This is a genomic window from Mycolicibacterium palauense, from assembly GCF_002592005.1.
GTDB lineage: Bacteria > Actinomycetota > Actinomycetes > Mycobacteriales > Mycobacteriaceae > Mycobacterium > Mycobacterium palauense.
In genome coordinates, this window is the sequence record NZ_NVQF01000013.1 from 65,239 (window position 1) to 88,302 (window position 23,064).

The following is a 23,064-nucleotide window of genomic DNA, read 5'->3' on the forward strand; positions in this document are numbered from 1 at the left end:
GCAGTCCCCTTTCGCCAGTGGGGACCGTAGCAGGAAGCTCACCGACTGCCGGCCATCTCGTACTCCAGCGGCGGCGGCGCCTGGGGCGTGCCGGGGATCTCGGTGCCCCCGATGGGACACCGGGCGGTCTCGGGCACCTTGATGAGCGCGATCGCACCGACCACACACGCGGCCATCATGTAGTACGCCGGGTACAGGTTGTCGCCGGTGCGTTCCACCAGCCACTCGTTGATCGCGGGTGCGGTGCCACCGAACACCGACGTCGACACGTTGTAGGCGATCGCGAAACCCGCGTAGCGCACCTGGGTCGGGAACATCGCCGGGAAGGTCGCCGAGATGGTGGCCAGCTGGGGCACGTAGAGCAGCCCCAGGATCGCGAACCCGACGAACGCGCCCACGGCGTTGGTCGACATCAGCATGAACATCGGCGCCACCATGATGAACAGGCCACCCAGCGACACCCACCACAGCGGTTTTCGCCCGACCCGGTCGGACAGGTGCCCGGCGAACGGCAGGAAGACCATCATCGCGAGCATGCCCAGAATCGGGACCACCAGCGAGACGTCGGTGGACAACCCGATCGAGGTCTCCAGGTAGGTCGGCATGTAGGACAGCAGCGTGTAGTTGACGACGTTGAGCGCCACCACCAGGCCACCGAGCCGCAGGATCGGACCCCAGTAGCGCATCAGCAGGTCCTTGAACTCGGTGCCGATGTTCTTCTCTTCCCCGCCGGAGGTCTCCAACTCCTTGAACACCGGGGTGTCCTCCAGCTTGGACCGCAGGTAGATGCCGACCAGGCCGAGCGGCGCGGCGACCATGAACGGCAGCCGCCAGCCCCAGGTGTTCATCTGGTAGTCGGTGAGCACCAGGGAGAACCCGAGCATCAGGAAGGCCCCCAGCGAGAACCCGGCCAGGGTGCCGAACTCCAGGAAGCTGCCCAGGAAACCGCGGCGCCGCGACGGCGCGTACTCGGCCATGAAGGTGGCCGCGCCGCCGTACTCACCCCCGGTGGAGAAGCCCTGGATCATCCGCAGCACGACCAGCAGCACCGGCGCCCACAGGCCGATCTGGTGATAGGAGGGAACCAGGCCCACACAGAAGGTGGCGCCCGACATCAGGATGATCGTCACGGCGAGGACCTGCCGGCGGCCCAACCGGTCACCCAGGGGACCCCAGATGAAGCCGCCCAGCGGGCGGACCAGGAAGGAAACCGCGAAGGTCATCAACGCCAGCAGCGTCGCGCTCTCGGTGTCCCCGGGGAAGATCGCGGTGGAGATGTAGCTGACGCCGTAGGCGTAGATGCCGTAGTCGAACCATTCGGTGGCGTTACCGATCGCCGACGCGGCGATCGCGCGTCTGAGCACGCCGGGGGGTTGTTCCTGCTCAACGGAGCTGGCGGCACTCGACTGGCGGTCTGACGGAGGGTTTTCAGCAGTCACCGGATCTCCTCGTGTCTCGCGACACGGCACCCGGCGATGACTATTTCCGCGTAGACGGCACGGGCTGCTCTCTCAACCACCGCGGGGCCAAGCCGTCACTTGTTTACGGAGAGTCTGGTTGCCCGTTCCGGGGCAAAGCAAACGCCCGGCTGCTGCGGTTACCGGATCGTAACCGCAGCGCAGCGCGGGTTCATCAGAACCGGGTGGAGCCCAACCACAGCACGTGGGCGCCGGTCAGCGCCGTCTCGGCCTGGGCCAGCGCCGAGCGCACCGAGCCCGCGACCAGGGCGGTGATCGCCTCCGGCAGACCGGCCGCAGGCTGCGAGGACGGCTTGGGTCGCAGCAGGTCACGCACCGACGAGCCCGGCAGATGGGCGACGCGCACCTCGGCGTCGGGCTCCAGGCCCGCCAGCGTCTTGGCCCGCCGGATCGCGGTGTGCAGCCCGCCGAGTTCGTCGACCAGGCCGCGCTCGGCGGCGTCGGCTCCGGTCCACACCCGCCCCCGGGCCACCTCGTGGACCTCCTCGACGCTCAGGCCCCGGCCCTGGGCCACCCGCTGGACGAAGTCGGTGTAGAACAGGTCGGCCTCGGCCTCCACCTGGGCCTGCTGCTCGGGGGTGAACGGGGCGTTGACCGACCAGGCGTCGGCGTTGGCGTTGGTGCGCACCGCGTCGGACCCGACGCCGAGGCGGTCCTTGAGGTCGCGGGCGATGAACTTGCCGGTGACCACGCCGATCGAGCCGGTGATGGTGCCCGGGTTGGCGACGATCGCGTCGGCGCCCATCGACACGTAGTACCCGCCGGAGGCGGCCACCGCACCCATCGACGCCACCACCGGGGTGCCGGCCCTGCGCGCCCGTTCCACCTCGCGCCAGATGGTCTCCGACCCGGTCACCGACCCGCCGGGGCTGTCGACCCGCAGCACGATCGCGGCGACGTCGTCGTCGGCGGCGGCTTCGCGCAGCGCCGCGCCGATGGTGTCGCCCCCGGCGCTGGAGTTGCCGATCGGCAACAGCTGCGGCCCGCCCCGACCGCTGACGATCGGCCCGGACAGGGTGATCACCGCGATCGCCGGTTTGTCCTTGCGCCCGGGCAGCGCCGGCAGGCCTGGCAGGGCGGTGGCCGGCCCGTGCCCCGGCGCGGTCGCCTTGGCGTAGCGGGACAGATACAGCCGCGGCGGCGCACCCTCGCCGTCGGCCTCACCGGTCTCCGGGGAGATGCCCTCGGCGCCGGTCAATTCCGCGATCCGCGCGTAGGCCTCGTCCCGGAAGCCGATCCGGTCCACCAACTTGGCACCGACGGCGTCCTCACGCAGCAGCGGCGCCCGGTCGGCCAACGCGTCCATCCCGGCCACCTCGATGCCGCGGGAGGCGGCCACCGCGCTCCACACCTGCTCGTGCAGGCTCTGCAGCAGCCGGCTGTCCGCCTCGCGGTGGGCGTCGGTGTAGCGGTCCTGGGTGAACAGGTTGGCCGCCGACTTGTACTCGCCGCGCGCGACGAACTGCGCCTCGACGCCGGCCTTGTCCAGGGCGTCGCGCAGGAACAGCGCATGGGTGGCGAAGCCGACCAGGCCGACCGTGCCCGAGGGCTGCATCCACACCTCGCCGAAGGCCGACGCGAGGTAGTAGGACAGCGTGCCCGGATAGGTCTCGGCCCATGCCAGCGACGGCTTCGCGGCGGTGAACGCGGCGATGGCCTCCCGCAGCTCCTGCGCCGGACCGGGCGCGGCGGCCGGAATCTGCACCCGCGCGATCAGTCCGGCGACCCGCGGGTCCTCGGCGGCCCGGTGGATCGCGTCGACGGCGTGGCGCAGCAGCATCGGCCGGCCACCGCTGAGGACCGCGATCGGGTCGAATCCGGCGGTCTCCTGCGGCACGGTGTGCAGGTCGAGCTCGAGGACGCAGCCCTTCGGCACACCGTGGTGGCGGGCGGTGTCCACGCTGCGGGTCAGCTTGCGCACGTCGTCGAGGCCGGGCAGAGCGGGAAGAAAGGCGACCATGCGGCCAGCGTACCGACGCGCCCGACGGCCGCCGTCGGTCGACGCAGCCCCCCGGCTACCGCCCCATGACGTTGCTGTACTCCGGGCAGTACAGGATCACCGCGGCCTGCATCAGGCCGACGGCCTGCCCGCGTTCGACCCCGCTGTTCTGCAGGGTGGTGACCACACCGCGCACGGTCGGGACCGGGTTCACGTTCTGTTGCAGCCCGGTCTTCATCATGTCGCAGATGTGGTGGCCGATCGCCGGGGCGTCGGCGTCGGGTGCCAGCGGGATGCCGAGCTTGTCGATCGCCTCGCTGAATCGCTGATCGGCGTCATCGGCGGACGCGGGCCCGGCGCCGAACACGGATGCGGCGCCGAGGCAAAGCGCGGCGGCAACGAGGCCCGCGGTGCGTCGGTGGCGAATCATGGTTGCTCCTCGATTGTGAACGGCCCCCGACGGCCCCACACGGACCCCAGACGGCAAAGTCTAGCGACACCGGCGCGCACGCACCTGCCGGCGGTCCCGCAACGCAGAAACCCCCGCACCGGGGCGGGGGTTTCGCGTGTGCGTGTGCCTACGGTCCTACAGCTCGGTGGCGCTGCCGCCGGCGGCGGTGATCGCCTCTTTGGCGCTGCCGCTGAACTTGTGGGCGGTCACGTCGACCTTGGCCGTCAGCTTGCCGTCGCCGAGCACCTTGACCAGTACGTTCTTGCGCACCAGCCCCTTGGCGACCAGTTCGTCGACGCCGACACTGCCGCCGTCGGGGAACGCGCGGCTGATGTCACCGACGTTGACCACGGCGTACTCGGTGCGGAACCGGTTGCGGAAACCCTTCAGCTTGGGCAGCCGCATGTGGATCGGCATCTGCCCGCCCTCGAAGGTCACCGGCACGTTCTTGCGCGCCTTGGTGCCCTTGGTACCGCGGCCGGCGGTCTTGCCCTTCGAGCCCTCACCGCGGCCGACCCGGGTCCGCGCAGTCTTCGAGCCGGGGGCCGGCTTCAGGTCGTGAAGCTTGATGACACTCATTTGGCTCCCTCCACCGCTTCTACTTCCACGAGGTGGTGCACGGCCTTGATGAGTCCACGCGTCTGGGCGTTGTCCTCACGAACCACCGACTGGCGGATCTTGCGCAGACCCAGTGTCCGCAGGCTCTCCCGCTGCCGCCAGCGGGCGCCGATGACACCGCGCACCTGGGTGATCTTCAGTTCTGCCATTGGTTATGCGTTTCCTTCACGCGCCGCTGCCGCAGCCAGCGCCTCGCTCTCGCGCCGGGCCCGGAGCATGCCGGCCGGCGCCACGTCCTCGATGGGCAGGCCGCGCCGGGCCGCCACCTCTTCGGGCCGCTGCAGCAGCTTGAGCGCGGCCACCGTGGCGTGAACCACGTTGATCGCGTTGTCGCTGCCCAGCGACTTGGCCAGGATGTCGTGCACGCCGGCGCATTCCAGCACCGCGCGGGCCGCACCGCCGGCGATCACACCGGTACCGGGGCTGGCCGGGCGCAGCAGCACCACGCCCGCGGCCGCCTCACCCTGCACGGGGTGGGTGATGGTGCCACCGATGAGCGGGACGCGGAAGAAGTTCTTGCGGGCTTCCTCCACACCCTTGGCGATCGCGGCCGGGACCTCTTTGGCCTTGCCGTAGCCGACACCGACCATGCCCTTGCCGTCGCCGACGATGACCAGGGCGGTGAAGCTGAAGCGCCGACCACCCTTGACCACCTTGGAGACGCGGTTGATGGTGACGACCCGCTCCAGGTAGTTGCTCTTGTCGCCGCCGTCGCGGCCACCGCGCCCGCCGCGGTCGTCGCGGCGGCCCCGGCCACCGCGGTCACCACGGTCGTCGCGTCCACCGCGCTGGGTGTCGGTACGCGTGCCGGCGGTCGGGGTACTGCTGTCGGTGCTGCCGGCGGCCGTACCGCCGGCGGCACCCGAAGTCTGGTCCGCCATCATGCGGTCCTTCCGTTGTTGAACAAGTCCGTCATCACTAGAACTTCAGCCCTCCCTCGCGGGCGGCGTCGGCCAGCGCCGCGATCCGGCCGCCGTAGGTGTAGCCGCCGCGGTCGAACACCACGGTGTCCACCCCGGCAGCCTTGGCGCGCTCGGCGATCAGCTGCCCGACCCGCACACTGTGGGCCTTCTTGTCACCGTCGACACCGCGCACGCCGGTCTCGATCGACGAGGCCGCGGCCAGCGTGGTGCCGGTGAGGTCGTCGACCAGCTGCACGTGGATGTGCCGCGCGGAACGGTTGACCACCAGGCGGGGACGCTCGGCGGTGCCGGACACCCGCTTGCGCAGACGCGCGTGGCGGCGGATCCGGGCGGTGCGGCGGGTCGCGGAGATGTTCTGCCCCACCGGCTTACGGTCGGCGGTGCCTGTACCGGTGTTGGTTTTGGTATCAGCCATGACTACTTACCTGTCTTTCCGACCTTGCGGCGGATCTGCTCACCCTCGTAGCGGATGCCCTTGCCCTTGTAGGGGTCGTTGCGCCGCAGGCGGCGGATGTTGGCCGCGATCTGGCCGACCTTCTGCTTGTCGATACCGGAGATCGAGAACTTCGTCGGCGTCTCGACGGCGAAGCTCACCCCCTCGGGGGCGGTGATCAGCACCGGGTGGCTGTAGCCCAGGGCGAACTCGAGGTTGCTGCCCTTGGCCACCACGCGGTAGCCGACACCGAAGATCTCCATCTTGGTGGTGTAGCCCTCGGTCACGCCGGTCACCAGGTTGGCGATCAGCGTCCGGGACAGCCCGTGCAGCGAGCGGTTGCGGCGCTCGTCGTTGGGACGAGTCACCACGATGGCGCCGTCGTCGGCGCGGGACACCGAGATGGGCTCGGAGACCTCCAGCGACAGCGTGCCCTTCGGGCCCTTGACCGACAGGTTCTGCCCGTCGATCGTGACGTCGACCCCGGTGGGAACCGGGACCGGTTGCTTACCAATGCGCGACATGTCTAGCTCCCCTTCCCGCTACCACACGTATGCGAGGACTTCGCCGCCCACGCCCTGTCGTGCCGCCTGACGGTCGGTGAGCAGACCCGAGGACGTGGAGATGATCGCCACGCCCAGGCCGCCGAGCACCCGAGGCAGATTCGTCGATTTCGCGTACACCCGCAGGCCCGGCTTGCTCACCCGGCGCAGGCCGGCGATGCTGCGCTCCCGGCTGGGGCCGTACTTCAGCGACACCACCAGCGACTTACCCACGCGGGCATCCTCGGTGTGGTAGTCGGTGATATAGCCCTCGCTCTTGAGGATCTCGGCGATGTTGGCCTTGATCTTCGAGTGCGGCAGGGTCACCTCGTCGTGGTACGCCGAGTTGGCGTTACGCAGACGCGTCAAGAAGTCTGCGATCGGATCCGTCATGGTCATGACAGGTGTTTCACCTTCCTCGCGGCGGTTCCCGGCCGGAGCACCTCTGCGCCGGCGGGCCTGTCCGCGCCCTTACATTTGTAGGTCTATGAGTGGTCTGGCTCGGTTACCAGCTGGACTTCTGCACACCGGGCAGTTCGCCGGCATGGGCCATGTCGCGCAGGCAGATCCGGCACAGGCCGAACTTCCGGTAGACCGCGTGCGGGCGACCGCACTTGTTGCAGCGGGTGTAGGCACGCACCGCGAACTTCGGCTTGCGCTGGGCCTTGTTGACCAGAGCTTTCTTTGCCATGCTCAGTTCTCCTTGAACGGGAAGCCCAGTGCCCGCAGCAGCGCGCGTCCCTCGTCGTCGTTCGTCGCCGAGGTGACGACGGTGATGTCCATCCCCCGGGGCCGGTCGATGGAGTCCACGTCGATCTCGTGGAACACCGACTGCTCGGTCAGCCCGAAGGTGTAGTTGCCGGTGCCGTCGAACTGCTTGGGGCTCAGCCCGCGGAAGTCGCGGATACGCGGCAGCGAGATGGCGATGAGCCGATCCAGGAACTCCCACATCCGGTCGCCGCGCAGCGTGACGCGCGCGCCGATCGGCATGCCCTCGCGCAGCTTGAACTGCGCGATGGACTTGCGGGCCCGGCGGATCTCCGGCTTCTGACCCGTGATCAGCGCCAGGTCGTTGACCGCGCCGTTGATCAGCTTGCCGTCGCGCGCGGCGTCGCCGACGCCCATGTTCACGACGACCTTGACCACGCCCGGGATCTGCATCACGTTGGCGTAGTTGAACTCCTTGTTCAGCGCGTCCCGGATCTCCTCGCGGTAGCGCTGCTTCAGCCGCGGCTGAACCTTCTCTGCAGTAGTCATCAGATGCTCTAGTCCTAGATGTCTTTGCCGTTGGTCTTGGCGATGCGGACGCGCTTGCCCGACTCCTCGTCGACGCGGTAGCCGACACGCGTCGGCTTGCCGTCGGAGTCGACGACCATCACGTTGGACACGTGGATGGGCGCCTCCTGGGTCACGATGCCGCCGGACTGCGCGCCCCGCTGGTTGGCCGAGACCGGGGTGTGCTTCTTGATGCGGTTGACACCCTCGACCAGCACCCGGTTACGGGTGGGGTACGACTGGATGACCTTGCCCTTGGCGCCCTTGTCCTTGCCGGAGATGACCAGCACGGTGTCGCCCTTGTGGATCTTCATTTACAAAACCTCCGGGGCCAGCGAGACGATCTTCATGAAGCGCTTCTCGCGCAGCTCGCGGCCGACCGGGCCGAAGATGCGGGTACCGCGCGGGTCGTTGTCGGCCTTGATGATCACCGCCGCGTTCTCGTCGAACCGGATGTAGCTGCCGTCGGCGCGACGACGCTCCTTGGCGGTGCGCACCACCACGGCCTTGACCACGTCACCGCGCTTGACGTTGCCGCCCGGGATGGCGTCCTTGACGGTCGCCACGATGACATCGCCGATGCCCGCGTAGCGCCGCGAGGAGCCACCGAGCACGCGGATGCACAAGATCTCCTTGGCGCCCGTGTTGTCGGCGACCTTGAGCCGCGATTCCTGCTGAATCACTCGATCTCCCTATATCTCCCCCCGGACCCACCGGCACAACAGCGCCGCCGGGGGAACCGGGTTCGGTCATTCGCACGCCACCGCAGCCCTGGCAGCCCCGGATCGGATCCTGGGCATGCCGAAGAAACATTGACGTGCGCGGTCTTCGTCACCGAAGGGCACGCGGGGTCGACGGTTCACCCACCGACCGAGGTCTGCCCACGGCAACCCCTAGATTCTAGGTGACGACCTGCGAGGCACCAAATCGCGGCTCAGCGGGGTCCTGTTCACCCCGCCCGCACCGCGGGCCCAGCTCACCCGCCCGCACCGCGGGCCCAGCTCACCCGCCCGCACCGCGGGCCGCCACCAACTCCACCTCGACCGGAGCCCCGGACGGCAGGGACTGCACACCGACGGCGGTGCGCGCCGGGAGCGCCCGGGCGCCCAGTTCACGGCGGATGGTCTCCGAGGCCCCGTCGGCGACCGCGCTGAGCTGCACGAAACCGGGGGCGCAGGCAACGTACACCGTCATCCGCAGGCATCGCACCTCGGTGTCGCCGGGCGGCAGGGCCCAGCGCACGGCGGCCAGGGCGTTCTCCGCGGCCAGTCCGGCGGCCGCGGAGGCCACCGGAACAGGCACGCCCGCCCCGACCACCCCGGTGACGACCAGTTCACCGTCGCGGCGCGGCGTCATGCCCGCGGTGTAGACGAGGTCGCCGTGGCACACGGCCGGCAGGTAGTCGCCGTGGGCGACGGGGTCACGACGGTCGCCGTGGGCGACGGGGTCACGACGGTCGCCGTGGGCGACGGGGTCACGACGGTCGCCGTGGGCGACGGGGTCAGTCGACACCGAGCGCCACCCCCTCCTGTCGGGGGTCGGCGGCCCCGGACAGGATTCCCCGGTCGTCGCGGGAGATGACCTGGGCGCTGCCGCCCTCGCCGAGCGCGGGTTTGACCACCACCCGGTGGCCCGCCTCGGACAGCGCGGCCCGCACCGGGGCGGCCAGACCGGCCTCGACCCGCAGCTCGTCGGGCGCCCCCACCACGTCGGCGTCGGACCCGGGGAAGACGGTGAACCGGGGGGCGGCGACCGCCTCGGCGGGGTCGAGACCGTGGTCGAGCAGGTGCGAGAGCAGTTGCATGTTCCACTGCACCTGCCCGTCGCCGCCCGGGGTGTTGCCGACGTGCAGCAACTGTCCCGCATCGTCGGTGACGATCCAGGCGTTGAGCGTGTGCAACGGTTTGCGGCGCGGGGCGACCGCGTTGGGGTGGCCGGGAGTCAGGTAGGCACCGCGGCCGAGCCGGTTGTTGAGCGCCACCCCGGTGCCCGGCACGGTGAACTTGGCTCCGAACGTGAACGCCAGCGAGTGGATGAAGCTGACCGCGCGGCCCTGCGCGTCCACCGCGACGGTCGAGGTGGTGTCGCCGGCGCGGACGTCGATGGGCGCCGAGCGCCCGCGGCGTTCGGCCAGGTCGCGGCGTTGGGCCTCGATCCGCCGGGGATGCAGCACGTCGCGGCTGCCGCTGTTGTCGCTGCCGCACAGCGCCAACCGGTCGGCGAAGGCCAGCCGGGCCGCCCGCGCCATCCGGTCCACCCCGTCGGCCGACAGCCAACCGTGGAATCCGACGACGCCGTCGCACAGCGCGGCCTGGTGCAGCACCATCCACCCCGGCGTCGGCAGCGGGGTCTGATGGACCACCGCACCGGCGTAGCGCCCGGTGATCGCCGGCTCGGCCGTCACCGCGGCGGTGGCCGCCCACTCGTCGCCGCTGAACGGCGCGCCGCCCGCGCGCAGCGCCGCGACGGCCCGCTCGGCGAAGGTGCCGGTGTAGAAACCGGCCGGGTCCAGCGCCAGGGCCCGGATCGTGGCAGCGAGGTCGGGCTGTGCCAGCACACTTCCCACGTGCGGGGGCCCACCGGTGCCGGTGTACGCCGCGGCCAGCCCGGGGTCGGCGCGCACGGCCGACAGCGCCTCGGTGACGTCGCCGGCGGTGCGCGCCGAGCACGGCAGCCCGTTCTCGGCGAGGCGGGCCGCCGGCTCCCACAGGTCGTGCAGGGACCGGCTGGCGCCGCCGGCGTGCAGGGCCGCCAACGCCGCGGGGGCACCGGGAACCGCCACCGCCCGCGCCCCGTCCAGCGGTATGGCCGCCAACCCGTGCTCGGCGTAGAACTCGGGGGTGCCGCCGTCGGGGCCGTATCCGGAGCCGTTGACGGTCCAGACCCGGCCGTCGGGTTCGCGCACCACGGCGAACGCGTCGCCTCCGATACCGCACTGCCCGGGCAGGGTCAGCCAGGTCACCGCCGCCATTGCCAGGGTCGCGTCCAGCGCGTTGCCGCCGTCGGCCAGCACCCGGGCACCGGCCAGGCTGGCCGCCGGGTGACTGCTGGAGACCATCGCCGTCGCCGACAGGGCCGGCGGCCGGTGCCCGGGATTCATCAGGCCTCCCGGCGCAGCCGACGGGTGGGCCCGACGGGCGCCTCGCCCGGTTGCAGACCGACGAAGATCTCGCCGTCACGCTCCTGCACCGGGAAGGTCTTGATCGGCTCGGTGGCCGGCGGGCTGATCGGCTCGCCGGTCTCCAGGTCGAAAGCACTTCCGTGACAAGAGCATCCGATGCCGTCGTCGCGAAGCTTGCCCGAGGACAGCAGGCAGTCCAGGTGCGAGCAGTAGTTCGAGGTTGCGTAGGCCTTACCACCCAGCCGGGCGACGGCGAACTCGTGTTCACCGGCGTAGAACCGACGGACGATGCCCTCGGGAACCTGCCCGGATCGGGCGACACGAACGAATTCCATGCTGATACTCCGAATTTCCTGTGGAATCTCTTGTGCTGTGCCGCGTGCTCAGCCGGCCGGATCGAGATAGACGGTCTTCTCGGTGAGGTAGAACTCGGTCATCGACGCACCGGCCTGTTCCTTGAAGGTCGCGGTGGACGACGCCTTGTAGCCGCCGAACGGTGCGTTCATCGCCATGCCCGTCGTGGGCTGGTTGACCTTCACCAGCCCGGAGCGGCTGCGCCGGGTGAAGTACTGGGCGGTGGCCAGGCTGCCGGTCACGATCGCCGCCGACAGGCCGAATTCGGTGGCGTTGGCCAGGTCCACGGCCTCGGCCAGCGAGCCGGCCCGCTGGAATGCCAGCAGCGGCCCGAACACCTCCTCGGTCACGATCCGCATACTCGGCACGGTATCGCTGAAAACCGCTGGTCGTACGAAGAATCCACCACCGGGCCCGTCCTCGTCGACGCCCCCGCAGTGCAGCGTGGCACCCTCACCGACACCGGCGGACAGGTACTGGCGGAACTTGTCCAGCTGGGCCCGGCTTGCCAGTGCACCCATGTCGACCCCCGGCTCGGCGCCGGGCCCCACGCGCAGTGCGGCGGCGCGGGCCACCACCCGCTCCAGGACCGCGTCGTGGTTCTCGGCGGTGGCGATCACCCGGCTGGTGCCGGTGCACGCCTGCCCGGACAGCCCGAAGGCGCCCTTGACGATCAGGGCGGCCGCGCGGTCCGGGTCGGCATCGGGGGCGACGACGACGGGGTTCTTGCCGCCCATCTCCAGCTGCACCCGCCGGTGCGGGCCGACCTGCGCGTGGATCCGGCGGCCGACGGCGGTGGAGCCGGTGAACGTCACCGCGGCCACCCGCTCGTCGGCGGCCACCGCCGCCCCCGCGGCCCCGTCACCCTGAACCAGGGCGATCACCTCCGGCGGCAGCCCGCCGGCCAGCAGCGCCTCCACGAGCCGCTGCCCCATCAGCGGGGTGATCTCGGAGGGCTTGAACAGCACCGGGTTGCCCAGCGCCAGGGCCGGCCCGAGCTTGCGCGACGGGATGTTCAGCGGGAAGTTCCACGGCGTGATCGCGCCGACGATGCCGACCGGCTCGCGCAGGGTGTAGACCAGCGCGTCGCCGGCGGCGGCATGGGTGGTCCCGGCCGCCCGGGTCGCCTCCGCGGCGTAGAACCGCAGGTTCGCCGGGGTGCGGCTGACCTCGACCCGCGCCTCGGCGACGGTCTTGCCCTCCTCGCGCACCAGCTCGGCGAGGAGCTGCTCGGCCCGTGATTCCAGATGCGCGGCCGCGGCGTCCAGAATCGCCGCCCGCCGCTCGGGCGGGCTCGCCGCCCACTCGGGGGCGGCCTTGTCCAGGGCCTCGACGGCCAGCTGGACGTCTTCGGGCCCCGAGGCGGGGAACCGGCCGAGCACGTCGTGCGGGTCGGCGGGGTTGCACCGGGTGAAGGTCCTGCCCGACAGCGCCGAAACCCAGCTTCCGGCAATGAAGTTCGCGCCCTCGATCATGCGGGTGCCCCCTCCTGGCATGCGGCGTCCTGCGCGTCGAGGTCCCCGTAGACGAGGTCCCACAGATCGGTGTCCTCGTCGCGCAGCGCCGCGGTGTCGACCTCCCGGCCGAGCAGCTCGCGTGCGGCCATCACGTCCTCGCCGCGGTCGACGGCGAAGGCCCCCCGCAGCACCGCGCCGTCGAGGTAGAAGCCGGTGAAGTCCAGGGCGCCGACGTCGCCGCGGATGACGGGTACGCCGTGGGCGGCCCCGACGAATTGGATGTTGCGTCCGTACTGGTCCGACCAGAACCAGTTCGCCTCGTCGCTGGCGGCCGAGCCGCCCAGCATCGCCGCCGCCACCGCGGCGCCCTGGCGGTTGGCGTTGTCGAAGTGTTCGAGGCGGACATGGCACCCGGCGCGCTCCGAGTAGCGGCGGGCGACGTCGCCGGCGGCGTAGACGTTGGGGATCGCGGTGCGCCCGGCGGCGTCGACGACGATCCCGTCATCGATGTGCAGCCCGGACGATGCCGCGACGGCGGTGTTGGGCGTGATGCCCACCCCGATCACCACCGCGTCGGCCTCCACGGGTGCCGCGGTGCCGCGCAGCCGCGCGACCACGCCGTCGGTGGTGGTGTTCAGCGCGGCGAGCTCGGCGCCGGTCCGGATGTCCACTCCGTTGGCCCGGTGCAGCCCGGCGACCACGTCCCCCATGGGCGCGCCGAGCACCCGGCCCAGCGGCACGTCGGCGGCTTCCAGCACGGTGACCGACGCGCCGGCGGCGGTGGCGGTGGCGGCGATCTCCAGTCCGATGAAGCCGGCCCCGATCAGCAGCAGACGGCACCCGGGCCGGCACCACGCCGCCAGCCGACGGGCGTCGTCGAGGGTGCGCAGATAGTGCACCAGCTCCGGGCGCGGACCGGGCACCGCGAGGGTGCGTGGGCTGCCGCCGGTGGCGAACAGCACCGCGTCGGCCGCTATCGCCGGGGCCCCGTCGAGTTCGACCCGCCGGGAAACGGGATCCACCCGGGTGACCGTGGTCCCGGTGACGATCTCGACATCGTTGTCGGTGATCCAGGCCGGCGGCAGGATCCACAGCGAATCCTGGGAATCCCCGGTGTCGGGAGCGGCCAGGAACTCCTTGGACAGCGGCGGTCGCTGGTAGGGCGCATACGGCTCGTCCCCGACGAGCACGATGCGCCCGTCGAAGCCGTTGCGCCGCAAGTGGCGTGCGGCCACCGCGGCGGCCTGCCCGGCGCCGACGGTGACGTAGGTGTGCCTGGTCATGTCCGGGCCTCCTCTTCGGTCCGCGCCGGCAGGCCGCCCCGCGGAGTCGGGTCGATGTAGATGGTGCCCGCGGCCTCGTCGACGCGGACGGCAAAGGTTGGCTGGCAACGGTTCTGATCGGCCTCGTGGCCGGTCTCCAGGTCGAACTGCCACTGGTGGCCCGGGCAGATCACCTTGCCGTGCAACAGCGTGCCCTTGGCCAGTGACCGATCCTGGTGCACACAGCGGTCGGCGAACGCGTACACCCGCCCCTGGGCCCAGAACAGCGCGATGGCGACACCGTCGACCTCGATCCGCAGTTTGCGGCGGCGGGTGAGTTCCCTGGTGGTGGCCACCGCAGTCCACTGAATGGTCATGACGGTTTCCTCTCGATCACGCTGGTCCGGGCCGGCGCACCGGACTCTCGCGGTGCGCCGGGCCGACGGACTCAGACGGAGACTCAGACGGGGACTCAGACGGCGCTGGGCTCCAGTTCGGGGGCGACCTCGGATCCCGCGACATAGGTGTCGTAGAGGCCCTTGGTGTAGGCGAACCGCATCTCGGCACCCCAACGCACCATCTGCAGGCAGCGCTGCTGCAGCTGCGGGGTGTCGGCGTGATCGAGCACGATCTGATAGCCCCGCTCGCCGTGGACCACATCGGAGGTGATGTGCAGGTCGAAGAACTCGATCTCGTCCTCGGTGAACCCGTAGACCTCCCGAAGCGGCACGATCTGCTTGGTGTAGATGCTGGGCACCTGCGACTCCAGACCGACCACCAGCGCCGCGGTGGCCACCACGAAGTTCTCCCGCGCCGAGACGGCATAGCACCACGACTGCAGCCCACGGGTGATCGCGTTCATGTTGTTGGGATCCTCGATACGCTCCCGCGTCGTGCCGCAGGCCTCGCCGAACTTGATCAGCAGGTCGGTGTGGCGGATGTCGGCCAGTTCCTCCTCGTACATGTTCTGCAGCGTGAAATCCTTTGCGCCGGTGAACTCGTCGGGAGTGTTGGCGTAGATGTTGGCCAGGTAGTCGGCGAACGGCCCGACGTAGTGGAAGTGGTTCTCGGCCCAGCGGGCGAAGTGCTGCCGTTGCAGCGTGCCCTCGGCCCATGCCTTGGAGAACGAGGCGTTCTTGGCCTCGCGTCCCTTGATGGCGTTTTCCAGTTCGGCACGGAACTCGTCGCGCCCCAGCAGTTCGGTCATTCGGGTGGATTCCTTTCCGGAGTGTGGTTCAGCGAAATCGCTTGCACTGGTCTTTCTTCCGCGTCCCCGCGGAGAACACGTTGTTGCGGTGTCGCCAATTGGGCTGTGCACCAGCGACGTTAACGAGACACCGGCGGCCTGACCATGGACACAGTCACCGCCCGAGCGGGCTCGAATCGGTCATCGTGCACATCCGGGTCAGCGCCGGCCCACCGCCGCGGTCAGCGCCTCGAACTCGGCCAGGATCGCCGCGCCGACGGCCTTGTCCTGTTCGCCGTTTCCACCGCTGATCCCCACGCCCCCGACGATCTGACCGTCGAAGACCAGCGGGAAGCCGCCCACGAAGATGGCGAACTTGCCGGGCAGCATGTGACTGATCCCGAACGCCTCGTTGCCGGGCAGCGCCGGGCCGTTCGGCGGTTCGTTGAACAGGTGGGTGGCGCGTTCGTGGCCGGCCGCGGTGAACGCCTTGGCGATCGCGATGTCCACCCCGGTCAGTCGCGCTCCCGGAAGGCGATGCAGTGCAAGGACATTGCCACCGTCGTCGCAGATGCACAGCGTCTGCCGGACGCCGATCTCCTCGGCCTTGGCGCGTCCGGCGGCCAGCAGGGGCAGGGCGTCGTCGAGGGTGATCCGGTGAATCTGATGCATGCTGGGCGGTCCCTTCATCGTGGGGTGGGTGGCCGTCACGGCGACGTCGCCGAGACGATGCGAGCCGGCGCCGGTCGAGTGCGGCTCACCTGCGCCTGCCGAGATGTCTACCAACCTCGCCGCCACCGCGACACGGTCAAGATGTCCGGTTTCGGGTGGCGGCCACGGTCAAAGTGCACATAGTGTGGTGCACGGCCAGGGTGTATTCGGTTAACCGGAGTCCACAACCACGATCCACAACCACGGTGACGAGAAGACCGGCGAGACGATCGCCGGACGACCGACACCCCTCCGCCCGGTGAAGAACAGCGCAGGTGACACATGCCGGCACACGACGACGATCGGATGACCGTCGCAGGACTGCTCGACGAATCGGTGATGGCGGATGCCCGCGTGATCGCGGGCGACGACCGTCTCGACGAGGAGCTGCAGTGGGTACTGCCGCTGTCCGAGGTGCTCACCCGGCCCGACCCGCTGGACGCCGTCGGCGTCTACACCCGCCCGGATGCGTTGCGCACCAGTCATTCGGCGCTGCCGGCGCTCCTCGCGCGCGGGGCCACCGCGCTGCTGGTCGACGGTTCGGTTCCGGCCGATCTGCCCCCGGAGGCCCTGCCCGCGCAGCTGCCGGTGATCGAGATGGGTTACCCCGTGGGGTTCGCCGCGCTGAACCGGCTGCTGGCCGAGCGGGCGTTGAGCCGCGAGGTCCACGTGATGCGGTACTCGACGCACGTGCACGCTTCGCTGGCGGGGTTGTTCCACCGCGGTGCCGGGCTGGGCATCCTGATCCGCGAGGTGTCCAGCCTGGCGCGCAACCCCGCCATGGCGCTGGATTCCCGGGGCGCCGTCGTCGCGCATCACGGACTGGGTGCCGAGCCCGCCGCGGCGTTCGCCGAGCCGATCGCCGCGCTGCTGGCGGCTCCGGTCCCCGCGGCCGCCCGCCGGCCGGGCGGTCACGACACCAGGGTGCAGACCCTCACCGGGCCGCACGGCGCCATGTGGACGGTGATCGCGAGCGCGATCAGGCTCGGCAGGGACTTCGAGGGGTGGGTGCTGGTGCTGGTGCCGCACGCGGAGCCCGGCCGCCACGACGTCGCCCAGTACGTGGTGGTCACCGAGCAGGCGACGGCGATCATCGGCTCGGAGATGTTGCGGCAGCGCAGCGTCGACGAGGCCGAGGAACGCGCCCGGGGCGACTTCGTGCAGGCCCTGGTGCACGGCAGTTTCTCCAGCGAACACGACATGCACGCCCGCGCCGAGCACCACGAGTTCGATGTGGACTCGCGGTTCGGGGTGTTCGTCGCCCCCGGTGTGCTCCCCCACGGGGTGGACAATCCGGCCGCGAGCATGGTGCGCCTGGCCCGCTACGCCGCCGGGGTGGCGCCCGACCCGATGGTGCAGTCCTATGTGACGGTGATCGGCGACGTCCTGGTGGTCGTGCGCACGCTGCAGGCCGAGGAGGCCGCCGCGATGCGCGCCGAGATGGCCGACTACGCCGCCGCCATGGCCGACGAACTCGAGCAGCGGCGCGGTGTCCCGGTGGCGGTGGCGTTCGGCGCCCCCGCCCGCGGCGCCGGCGAGGTCGCGGGCAGCTACCGGGAGGCGCGGATGGCGCTGGGCATCGCCCGTCGGTTGGGCCGCACCGGCGCCACCCCCTACGGGGGCCTGCGCAGTTTCGCCGTGTTGGCCGGAGTCGCCGACGCGGACTCCAGCCGCGCGCTCGTCGACGATGTCGTCGCCCCGCTGCGGACCGTCCCGGACCTGTTGGAGACGTTGACCGCCTACCTGGCCCAGGGCGGCAACGTCAATGCCACGGCGCGCGCGCTGTCCGTGCACCGCAACACGATGCTGTCCAAGCTGGACCGGATCTCGCGCATCGTCGGGCTCGACATCCGGCTCCCGGAGAACCAGTTCACGGTGTGGCTGGCGCTGCGGCTGGACCTGCTGACCGAGGTCCGCACCGCGGTGCACCGGGAGGCCAGCTTCGGCTGAGTGCGCGCGTCACGCCGGCTGCGGATCCGGCCCGAGGAACGACCCGGCGAAACCCACCGCGACGACGACGGCGGCGGCCACGAACACCACCGGGTAGGACGCCACACCCAGCGCGATGGCCACCCACGCCGCCCCCATCGCCGAACCGCTGAACCGGATCAGGTTGTACAGACCCAGTCCGGTGCCCTGCTGCCCCGCCGGTGAGCGGGTGGCTCCGGTGGCCGCCGGGGTCTGCACCAACGCGATTCCGACACCGGCGACCACCAGGACGGCCACCAGGCCCGCCAGTCCGCCGCGCGGGCCCTCCTGCGCCCCGGCCACGGTCACGGCCAGACCCAGCTGCGCGGCGGCCAGGACGGCCAGGCCCACCCGCATGACCCGTCGCGGCCCGAGCCGGTCGAGGTAGCGGCCGACGAGCGGTCCCAGCACGGCCATGGTGGCCGGCACGGCCAGCAGGGTCGCCCCCGACACCGATGCGGCCCGGCCGCTGCCGGCCAGGAACAGGGGCACCGCCAGCAGGATGGCACCCAGGCTGAACATCTGCGCGTAGCCGGCCAGCGAGCTGCGCACGAAGCGCACCTCGGCGACCAGCCGCACCTGCACGAAGGGCGCCTCCGCTCGCAGGCAGTGCCGGACGAACCCGGCCAGGACGACCACGCCGACACCGATCGTGGCGAGCACCACCGGGGCGGCACCCGCGCGGGGAATCAGCGCGACACCGGCGATCACCAGGGCCGACCCGACGGTCAGCGCGGCGGCCCCCCAGGCGTCGATGGGCATCCGCAACCCCGGGTAGGCGGGGACGTGCCGCAGCGTGCCGACCAGCCCCGCCAGCGCCACGGGCACCAGCGGGACGAACACCCACCGCCACCCCCACGCGTCGGCGACGAAACCCCCCATGGTGGGGCCGACGGCCTGCCCGATGCCGTTGACCGACGCCCAGGCGCCGACTGCACGTGCGCGCCGGTCGCCGGCGAACATCCAGGTCAGCAGCCCCATGACGGCGGGCGCGAAGGCCGCCGCGAGCGCTCCCCCCAGGCACCGCCAGGCGATCAGCAGCGGCAGCGACGGCGCGGTCGCCGCACCGATCGCGCACACCGCGGTGCCGATCAGCGCCGCGGAGTACACCCGCCGCCGGCCGAAGCGGTCTCCGATCCAGCCGACCAGCGGCATGGTGGCCGTGAAGGTCAGCAGGAAGCCGACGACGACGAAGACCCCGGCGTCGAGCTCGGCCCCGAACTCCGCCAGGATCGCGGGCAGCGGCACGTTGACGACGTTGTTGCTGACGGTCCCGACCAAGGTGCCCGCCAACAGCGCGGCCAGGCCCAGCGGGGTGCCGGTGCCCTCCTCCGGGGATGGCGACCCGGCGCCGGACGCGGGCGAACGGGTGTCGGTCATCGGGTATCGGTCATCGGGGGATGCGGCCTCGGTGTACAGGGCGGGGAGCCGGACGGGACGAACCCGTCCACTGTCTCATCCGGGGCCCCTCACCGGCCGTGCCCGTCCAGGTCAGGGTGCACACCGGGAGGCGCCCCGGCACGCCATCGTGCACAGCGTGCCCGCACATTCACCCGCGGCGCCCGGTGGCGTCACGGCGCGGTCCCGGTCACCTCGCCGGGCGCGGCGCGCGCATATCACGGGGGCATCGTTACGTCCCCGAAACCGCAGGACACACCGACGACACCGGCGGCGCATATTGCACAAGGGAAGGCGTACGCGGGTGTGCACTGTGGTCGTTGACCCAGGAGCGCAGCGCGCCGAGCATTCCAGCATCAAACTGCCCAGCCCGAGAGCAGTTGCAACGAAAGACCACCGATGGACATACACCTCACCGCGGCCCACTGGGTCTACCTCGGCGGAATTGTCGTCATCCTGATCACGATGGCGCTGCGCAAGAACATCGTTGTGCCCGCCGTGACGGCCACCTTCCTGACCGCCTGGGTGTTCTCGGGCAGCATCATCACCGGGCTGTCCTCGATCTTCAACGCCAGCCTGGTGGCCGCCCAGGAGCTGTTCAACATCTTCCTGATCATCGCGCTGGTCACCGCGATGCTGGGGGCCCTGCGGGAACTCGGCGCCGACCGCCTGATGGTGACGCCGTTCCGCCGGGTGATGCGGGCCGGCACCAGCAGCTTCGTCGTCCTCGCCGTCGTCACCTACGTGATCTCACTGTTCTTCTGGCCCACTCCGGCCGTGCCGCTGGTCGGGGCGGTCCTCATCCCGGTCGCGATCCGCGCCGGGCTGGCCCCGCTGTCGGTCGGCATGGTCATCGCCATCGCCGGGCAGGGGATGGCGCTGTCCTCGGACTACATCATCAAGGTCGCCCCGGGGATCTCGGCGACCGCCGCGGGCACCGACACCGACAGCGTGGCCGACAAGGCCCTGGTGCTGTCACTGATCGTCGGGCTCACCGCGCTGCTGATCACCTATGTCATGCAGCGCCGGACCTGGCAGAAGCCATCCGATGCACTGCTCACCGCGTGGGAGAACAAGGCCGATCACCTCGGTGTGGCACCGGGCAGCGACGCAGGGCCCGGTGATGATTCCGCCCCGGACTGCACCGGGCCCCGTCCGTCCCCGTCCCAGGACCCGGCCCCCTCGCCGTCCCCCTCCGGCGGATCGGCCACCGCGGTGGCCACGGCCGGATCGGCCACAGCGGTGGCCACGGCCACCCGCACCGAACCGGCCACCGGCTTGAGCACCGACGCGCATCCGGTGCCCAAGCCGGTGCCCGCCAAGGTGTTCGCCGTCCTGGTGCCGATGGCGTACCTGGCCTTCATCGTCTACCTGATGCTGGGCAAGTTCACCGAGCTGGTGCCGCCCCTGCAGGGCGGCGACGCCGCGGGCATCGTCGGTGGCATCGCCGCCATGGTGCTGTTCGCTGCCAGCGCCGCCAGCGACAAGCGCAACTTCCTGGAGAGCTCCTCGACCCACGTCGTCGACGGCCTGGTGTTCGCGTTCAAGGCCATGGGAATCGTGCTGCCCATCGCGGGATTCTTCTTCATCGGCAACGGCGACTTCTCCGCGCGCATTCTGGGTCTGCCCGAGGGCGCCACCGGGCCGGCGTTCCTGTTCGACCTCATCGCCGCCGCCCAGGCTCACCTGACCCCCAATCCGTTCGTGTTGGCCTTCGGCGTGCTGTTGGTGGGCATCGTGGCCGGGCTCGACGGCTCGGGCTTCAGCGGTCTGCCGCTGACCGGCTCGCTGGCCGGCGCGCTGGGGCCGGCCGTCGGGATGGACCCGTCGACCCTGGCCGCGGTCGGCCAGATGGGCAATATCTGGTCGGGCGGGGGAACTCTGGTGGCGTGGTCGTCGCTGATCGCGGTGGCCGGGTTCGCGCGGGTCCCGGTGCTGACCCTGGCCCGCAAGTGCTTCCTGCCCGTGATGGCCGGGCTGGTGCTGTCCACCGTGTTCGCCATCCTGGCGTTCTGACCCGATGACCGACACCGAGCGGACGCAGCGCCTGGCCCTGGCGGCCACGATCGGGCTCACCTTCGTCACCGGGGTCGTCGACGCGGTCGGCTTCCTGGCGCTGGACCGGGTGTTCACCGGCAACATGACCGGCAACATCGTCATCCTCGGCATGGGCATCGCCGGGGCCGACGAACTCCCGGTGGCGGGCCCGGCGATCGCATTGGCGGCTTTCACCCTGGCCGCCTACGGCGCCGGCATGCTGCTGCGCAAGCCCCGGTCCGTGCACCCGCCGGGCTGGCACGACCGGGTCACCGTGCTGCTCGGCGCGGGGGCCGCGACGTTGGCCGCGCTGGCGGTGCTCGCCGCCGTCACCGACGGCCGTCCGGGCCCCGGGCTGCAGATCGCGATGGCCGCGGCGACCGCGGCGGTCATGGGGTCCCAGGCGGTGGCCGCGCGGACGCTGGCGGTCACCGACATGACCACCGTGGTCGTCACCTCGACGCTGGCGGCGCTGGCGGGTGAGTCGTGGCCGCGGGGCGGCGGAGGGGCGCTGCTCAACCGGCGGCTGGGCGCGATCCTGGTGCTCTTCGCCGGCGCGGTCGGCGGTGCGCTGCTGCTGCGCCTGCACACGGCACTGGCCTTCGGCACCGCCGCGGCGATCACCGCCGTGGTGGCCGTGCTGGGACACACACGGCTTTCGCTCACCGCCGCCGGCCGCCACGCCCCGACACCGGAACCCACCCCGCAGCGGCCCTAGTGTCCTGAATCGGCGGTTCGTTCCCTCGACCCTGGAGTTACCGCGCCAGCCACTCGAACAATAGTTCGATATCTACAGGCTCGGCGATGCGCCCGACGGCGCACCCTCCGCACTCACCACCTACGTTGGTTGGTGGGGACCTGACATGCACCACATCCCGCCGATGACCGCCGCGGTGGCGCTGGGCGTGACCGCGGCGTTCCTGTTCGCCCTCTCGGCGTTCCTGCAGCAGCGCGCCGCGCACGCGGTCACCGGCGGAGACGCCGCGGCGCTTCGCCACCGCGCCGGGCTGGGGCGCCTGTTCCACGGCCTGGTCCGCAGCAGGACGTGGTTCGCGGGCTGGCTGGCCAATCTGCTCGGCTTCGGGACGCTGGCCGCCGCGCTGGGAATCGGGTCGGTCGCCGTGGTGCAGCCGCTGATGGCCGCCCAGCTGCTGTTCGTGGTGGCACTGGTCGCGGCGCAGCACCGACGCTGGCCCGCCCCGCGCGACTGGGCCTCGGCCCTGGCGGTCAGCGGCGGGTTGGTGCTGTTGTTCACCACCGAGGACGCCGCACCCTTGCACGGCGACCCCGACCGCGACCGCATCCTGCTGGCCACGGCGTGCGCGGCCGGGCTGACGGTGGCGCTGATCGTGCTCGGCCGCCGCAGCCGCACCTGGCTGGCCAGCATGCTCGTCGGCGTCGCCGCGGGCCTGTGCCACGCGATGAACTCGGTGTTTCTCAAACTGACCATCGACGACCTGAGCGTGCGCGGTGTGGGGGCGACGGCGGTGGACTGGCCCGGCTACGCCCTGGCCGGCTCCACCCTGGCCGGACTCCTGCTGGGCCAGCTGGCCTTCGCCAGCGGAGCGCTGCCGCCGGCGGTCGCGGCCATCAGCACCACCAACCCGGTCGCGAGTTTCGCCGTGGGCGTGCTGGCCTTCGACGTCCCCGCCCCCACGGGCGCGCACGCGTTGGTGATGCTCGGGTTCAGCGGGGTACTCATCGCGGCCGGGATCACCGGGCTGGCCTACTCCTCGGAGGCCCGCGAGGTCTACGGCCGCGCCGGGGACGCCGGACCGGCCCGACATCAGCGCGGCGACGCCCGCACCGGGCCGCCGCGGGCGCATCATACGGAGGTGGACACTCTGCGCGGCGGTTCCGGACGGTAGCGCCGGCCGGGTTGGACGGGCCCTGAGCCCGGGGAAGGTTGTC

At 71.1% G+C, this 23,064-nt stretch carries 26 protein-coding genes; 4 read left to right on the forward strand and 22 right to left on the reverse strand.

Annotated elements, in window-relative coordinates; genetic code table 11:
* Positions 1 to 38: 38 nt before the first annotated feature.
* The 21 genes from CSR00_RS07830 to CSR00_RS07930 all read right to left on the reverse strand — a co-directional run bounded on the left by CSR00_RS07830 (position 39) and on the right by CSR00_RS07930 (position 15,711).
* Positions 39 to 1,364: an MFS transporter gene (locus CSR00_RS07830; RefSeq protein ID WP_245905890.1), complete on the reverse strand. Its 1,326-nt coding sequence runs from the start codon at positions 1,362 to 1,364 to the stop codon at positions 39 to 41.
* A 268-nt stretch (positions 1,365 to 1,632) separates the two neighbouring features.
* Positions 1,633 to 3,438, reverse strand: coding sequence for a signal peptide peptidase SppA (gene sppA, locus CSR00_RS07835; protein ID WP_099021822.1), 1,806 nt, complete (start codon positions 3,436 to 3,438; stop codon positions 1,633 to 1,635).
* A gap of 55 nt (positions 3,439 to 3,493) precedes the next feature.
* Positions 3,494 to 3,847, reverse strand: coding sequence for a DUF732 domain-containing protein (locus CSR00_RS07840; protein ID WP_099021823.1), 354 nt, complete (start codon positions 3,845 to 3,847; stop codon positions 3,494 to 3,496).
* A gap of 156 nt (positions 3,848 to 4,003) precedes the next feature.
* The gene (gene rplO / locus CSR00_RS07845) at positions 4,004 to 4,447 is read right to left on the reverse strand and encodes a 50S ribosomal protein L15 (protein WP_099021824.1); all 444 of its coding nucleotides are present in this window, start codon (positions 4,445 to 4,447) and stop codon (positions 4,004 to 4,006) included.
* Entirely contained in the window at positions 4,444 to 4,635 is a 192-nt protein-coding gene (rpmD, locus tag CSR00_RS07850; protein ID WP_099021825.1) for a 50S ribosomal protein L30, read from the reverse strand. Before rpmD ends, rplO begins: the two co-directional genes overlap by 4 nt.
* Positions 4,636 to 4,638: 3 nt before the next feature.
* Positions 4,639 to 5,370 carry a 30S ribosomal protein S5 gene (rpsE, locus tag CSR00_RS07855; RefSeq protein WP_099021826.1) on the reverse strand — a complete coding sequence of 244 codons (732 nt, stop codon included), beginning with the start codon at positions 5,368 to 5,370 and terminating at the stop codon, positions 4,639 to 4,641.
* Between the two features lie 34 nt (positions 5,371 to 5,404).
* Positions 5,405 to 5,824, reverse strand: coding sequence for a 50S ribosomal protein L18 (gene rplR, locus CSR00_RS07860; RefSeq protein ID WP_099021827.1), 420 nt, complete (start codon positions 5,822 to 5,824; stop codon positions 5,405 to 5,407).
* Between the two features lie 2 nt (positions 5,825 to 5,826).
* Positions 5,827 to 6,366 (reverse strand): 50S ribosomal protein L6, encoded by a 540-nt coding sequence (rplF, locus tag CSR00_RS07865; protein WP_099021828.1) that lies wholly within the window; start codon positions 6,364 to 6,366, stop codon positions 5,827 to 5,829.
* Between the two features lie 18 nt (positions 6,367 to 6,384).
* On the reverse strand, positions 6,385 to 6,783 hold the full coding sequence (gene rpsH / locus CSR00_RS07870; protein ID WP_099021829.1) for a 30S ribosomal protein S8: 399 nt from the start codon (positions 6,781 to 6,783) through the stop codon (positions 6,385 to 6,387).
* 106 nt (positions 6,784 to 6,889) lie between these two features.
* On the reverse strand, positions 6,890 to 7,075 hold the full coding sequence (locus tag CSR00_RS07875) for a type Z 30S ribosomal protein S14 (protein ID WP_099021830.1): 186 nt from the start codon (positions 7,073 to 7,075) through the stop codon (positions 6,890 to 6,892).
* Positions 7,076 to 7,077: 2 nt separating this feature from the next.
* Positions 7,078 to 7,641: a 50S ribosomal protein L5 gene (rplE, locus tag CSR00_RS07880; RefSeq protein WP_099021831.1), complete on the reverse strand. Its 564-nt coding sequence runs from the start codon at positions 7,639 to 7,641 to the stop codon at positions 7,078 to 7,080.
* Positions 7,642 to 7,655: 14 nt separating this feature from the next.
* Positions 7,656 to 7,973 (reverse strand): 50S ribosomal protein L24, encoded by a 318-nt coding sequence (gene rplX / locus CSR00_RS07885; RefSeq protein ID WP_099021832.1) that lies wholly within the window; start codon positions 7,971 to 7,973, stop codon positions 7,656 to 7,658.
* Positions 7,974 to 8,342, reverse strand: coding sequence for a 50S ribosomal protein L14 (gene rplN / locus CSR00_RS07890; protein WP_099021833.1), 369 nt, complete (start codon positions 8,340 to 8,342; stop codon positions 7,974 to 7,976).
* 319 nt (positions 8,343 to 8,661) lie between these two features.
* Positions 8,662 to 9,171 carry a RidA family protein gene (locus CSR00_RS07895; RefSeq protein WP_099021834.1) on the reverse strand — a complete coding sequence of 170 codons (510 nt, stop codon included), beginning with the start codon at positions 9,169 to 9,171 and terminating at the stop codon, positions 8,662 to 8,664.
* Positions 9,161 to 10,759, reverse strand: coding sequence for a gamma-glutamyltransferase family protein (locus CSR00_RS07900; RefSeq protein WP_099021835.1), 1,599 nt, complete (start codon positions 10,757 to 10,759; stop codon positions 9,161 to 9,163). The genes CSR00_RS07895 and CSR00_RS07900 overlap by 11 nt, the downstream gene beginning before the upstream one ends.
* On the reverse strand, positions 10,759 to 11,115 hold the full coding sequence (locus CSR00_RS07905; RefSeq protein WP_099021836.1) for a Rieske (2Fe-2S) protein: 357 nt from the start codon (positions 11,113 to 11,115) through the stop codon (positions 10,759 to 10,761). Before CSR00_RS07905 ends, CSR00_RS07900 begins: the two co-directional genes overlap by 1 nt.
* Before the next feature lie 48 nt (positions 11,116 to 11,163).
* Complete coding sequence (locus CSR00_RS07910) at positions 11,164 to 12,609, reverse strand: aldehyde dehydrogenase family protein (RefSeq protein ID WP_099021837.1); 1,446 nt, start codon at positions 12,607 to 12,609, stop codon at positions 11,164 to 11,166.
* The gene (locus CSR00_RS07915; RefSeq protein ID WP_099021838.1) at positions 12,606 to 13,874 is read right to left on the reverse strand and encodes an NAD(P)/FAD-dependent oxidoreductase; all 1,269 of its coding nucleotides are present in this window, start codon (positions 13,872 to 13,874) and stop codon (positions 12,606 to 12,608) included. Before CSR00_RS07915 ends, CSR00_RS07910 begins: the two co-directional genes overlap by 4 nt.
* Positions 13,871 to 14,230: a Rieske (2Fe-2S) protein gene (locus tag CSR00_RS07920; protein WP_099021839.1), complete on the reverse strand. Its 360-nt coding sequence runs from the start codon at positions 14,228 to 14,230 to the stop codon at positions 13,871 to 13,873. The genes CSR00_RS07915 and CSR00_RS07920 overlap by 4 nt, the downstream gene beginning before the upstream one ends.
* A gap of 95 nt (positions 14,231 to 14,325) precedes the next feature.
* Complete coding sequence (locus CSR00_RS07925; RefSeq protein WP_099021840.1) at positions 14,326 to 15,060, reverse strand: iron-containing redox enzyme family protein; 735 nt, start codon at positions 15,058 to 15,060, stop codon at positions 14,326 to 14,328.
* Positions 15,061 to 15,258: 198 nt separating this feature from the next.
* Positions 15,259 to 15,711, reverse strand: coding sequence for a GlcG/HbpS family heme-binding protein (locus CSR00_RS07930; protein WP_099021841.1), 453 nt, complete (start codon positions 15,709 to 15,711; stop codon positions 15,259 to 15,261).
* A 321-nt stretch (positions 15,712 to 16,032) separates the two neighbouring features.
* On the opposite strand from CSR00_RS07930, the gene CSR00_RS07935 reads away from it, so the two are divergent.
* Positions 16,033 to 17,700, forward strand: coding sequence for a helix-turn-helix domain-containing protein (locus CSR00_RS07935; protein ID WP_245905891.1), 1,668 nt, complete (start codon positions 16,033 to 16,035; stop codon positions 17,698 to 17,700).
* Positions 17,701 to 17,709: 9 nt separating this feature from the next.
* Here the strand turns inward: CSR00_RS07935 and CSR00_RS07940 are convergent, their stop codons facing one another.
* Positions 17,710 to 19,098: an MFS transporter gene (locus tag CSR00_RS07940; protein WP_099021842.1), complete on the reverse strand. Its 1,389-nt coding sequence runs from the start codon at positions 19,096 to 19,098 to the stop codon at positions 17,710 to 17,712.
* 417 nt (positions 19,099 to 19,515) lie between these two features.
* Between CSR00_RS07940 and CSR00_RS07945 the strand changes: the two genes are divergently transcribed.
* The 3 genes from CSR00_RS07945 (at position 19,516) to CSR00_RS07955 (ending at position 23,021) form a co-directional block, all read left to right on the forward strand.
* A complete protein-coding gene (locus CSR00_RS07945) occupies positions 19,516 to 21,132 on the forward strand; it encodes a hypothetical protein (RefSeq protein ID WP_099021843.1) in 1,617 nt (538 codons plus the stop codon).
* A gap of 4 nt (positions 21,133 to 21,136) precedes the next feature.
* On the forward strand, positions 21,137 to 21,871 hold the full coding sequence (locus CSR00_RS07950; RefSeq protein WP_099021844.1) for a YoaK family protein: 735 nt from the start codon (positions 21,137 to 21,139) through the stop codon (positions 21,869 to 21,871).
* Between the two features lie 145 nt (positions 21,872 to 22,016).
* Positions 22,017 to 23,021, forward strand: coding sequence for a DMT family transporter (locus CSR00_RS07955; RefSeq protein ID WP_099021845.1), 1,005 nt, complete (start codon positions 22,017 to 22,019; stop codon positions 23,019 to 23,021).
* Positions 23,022 to 23,064: the final 43 nt, after the last annotated feature.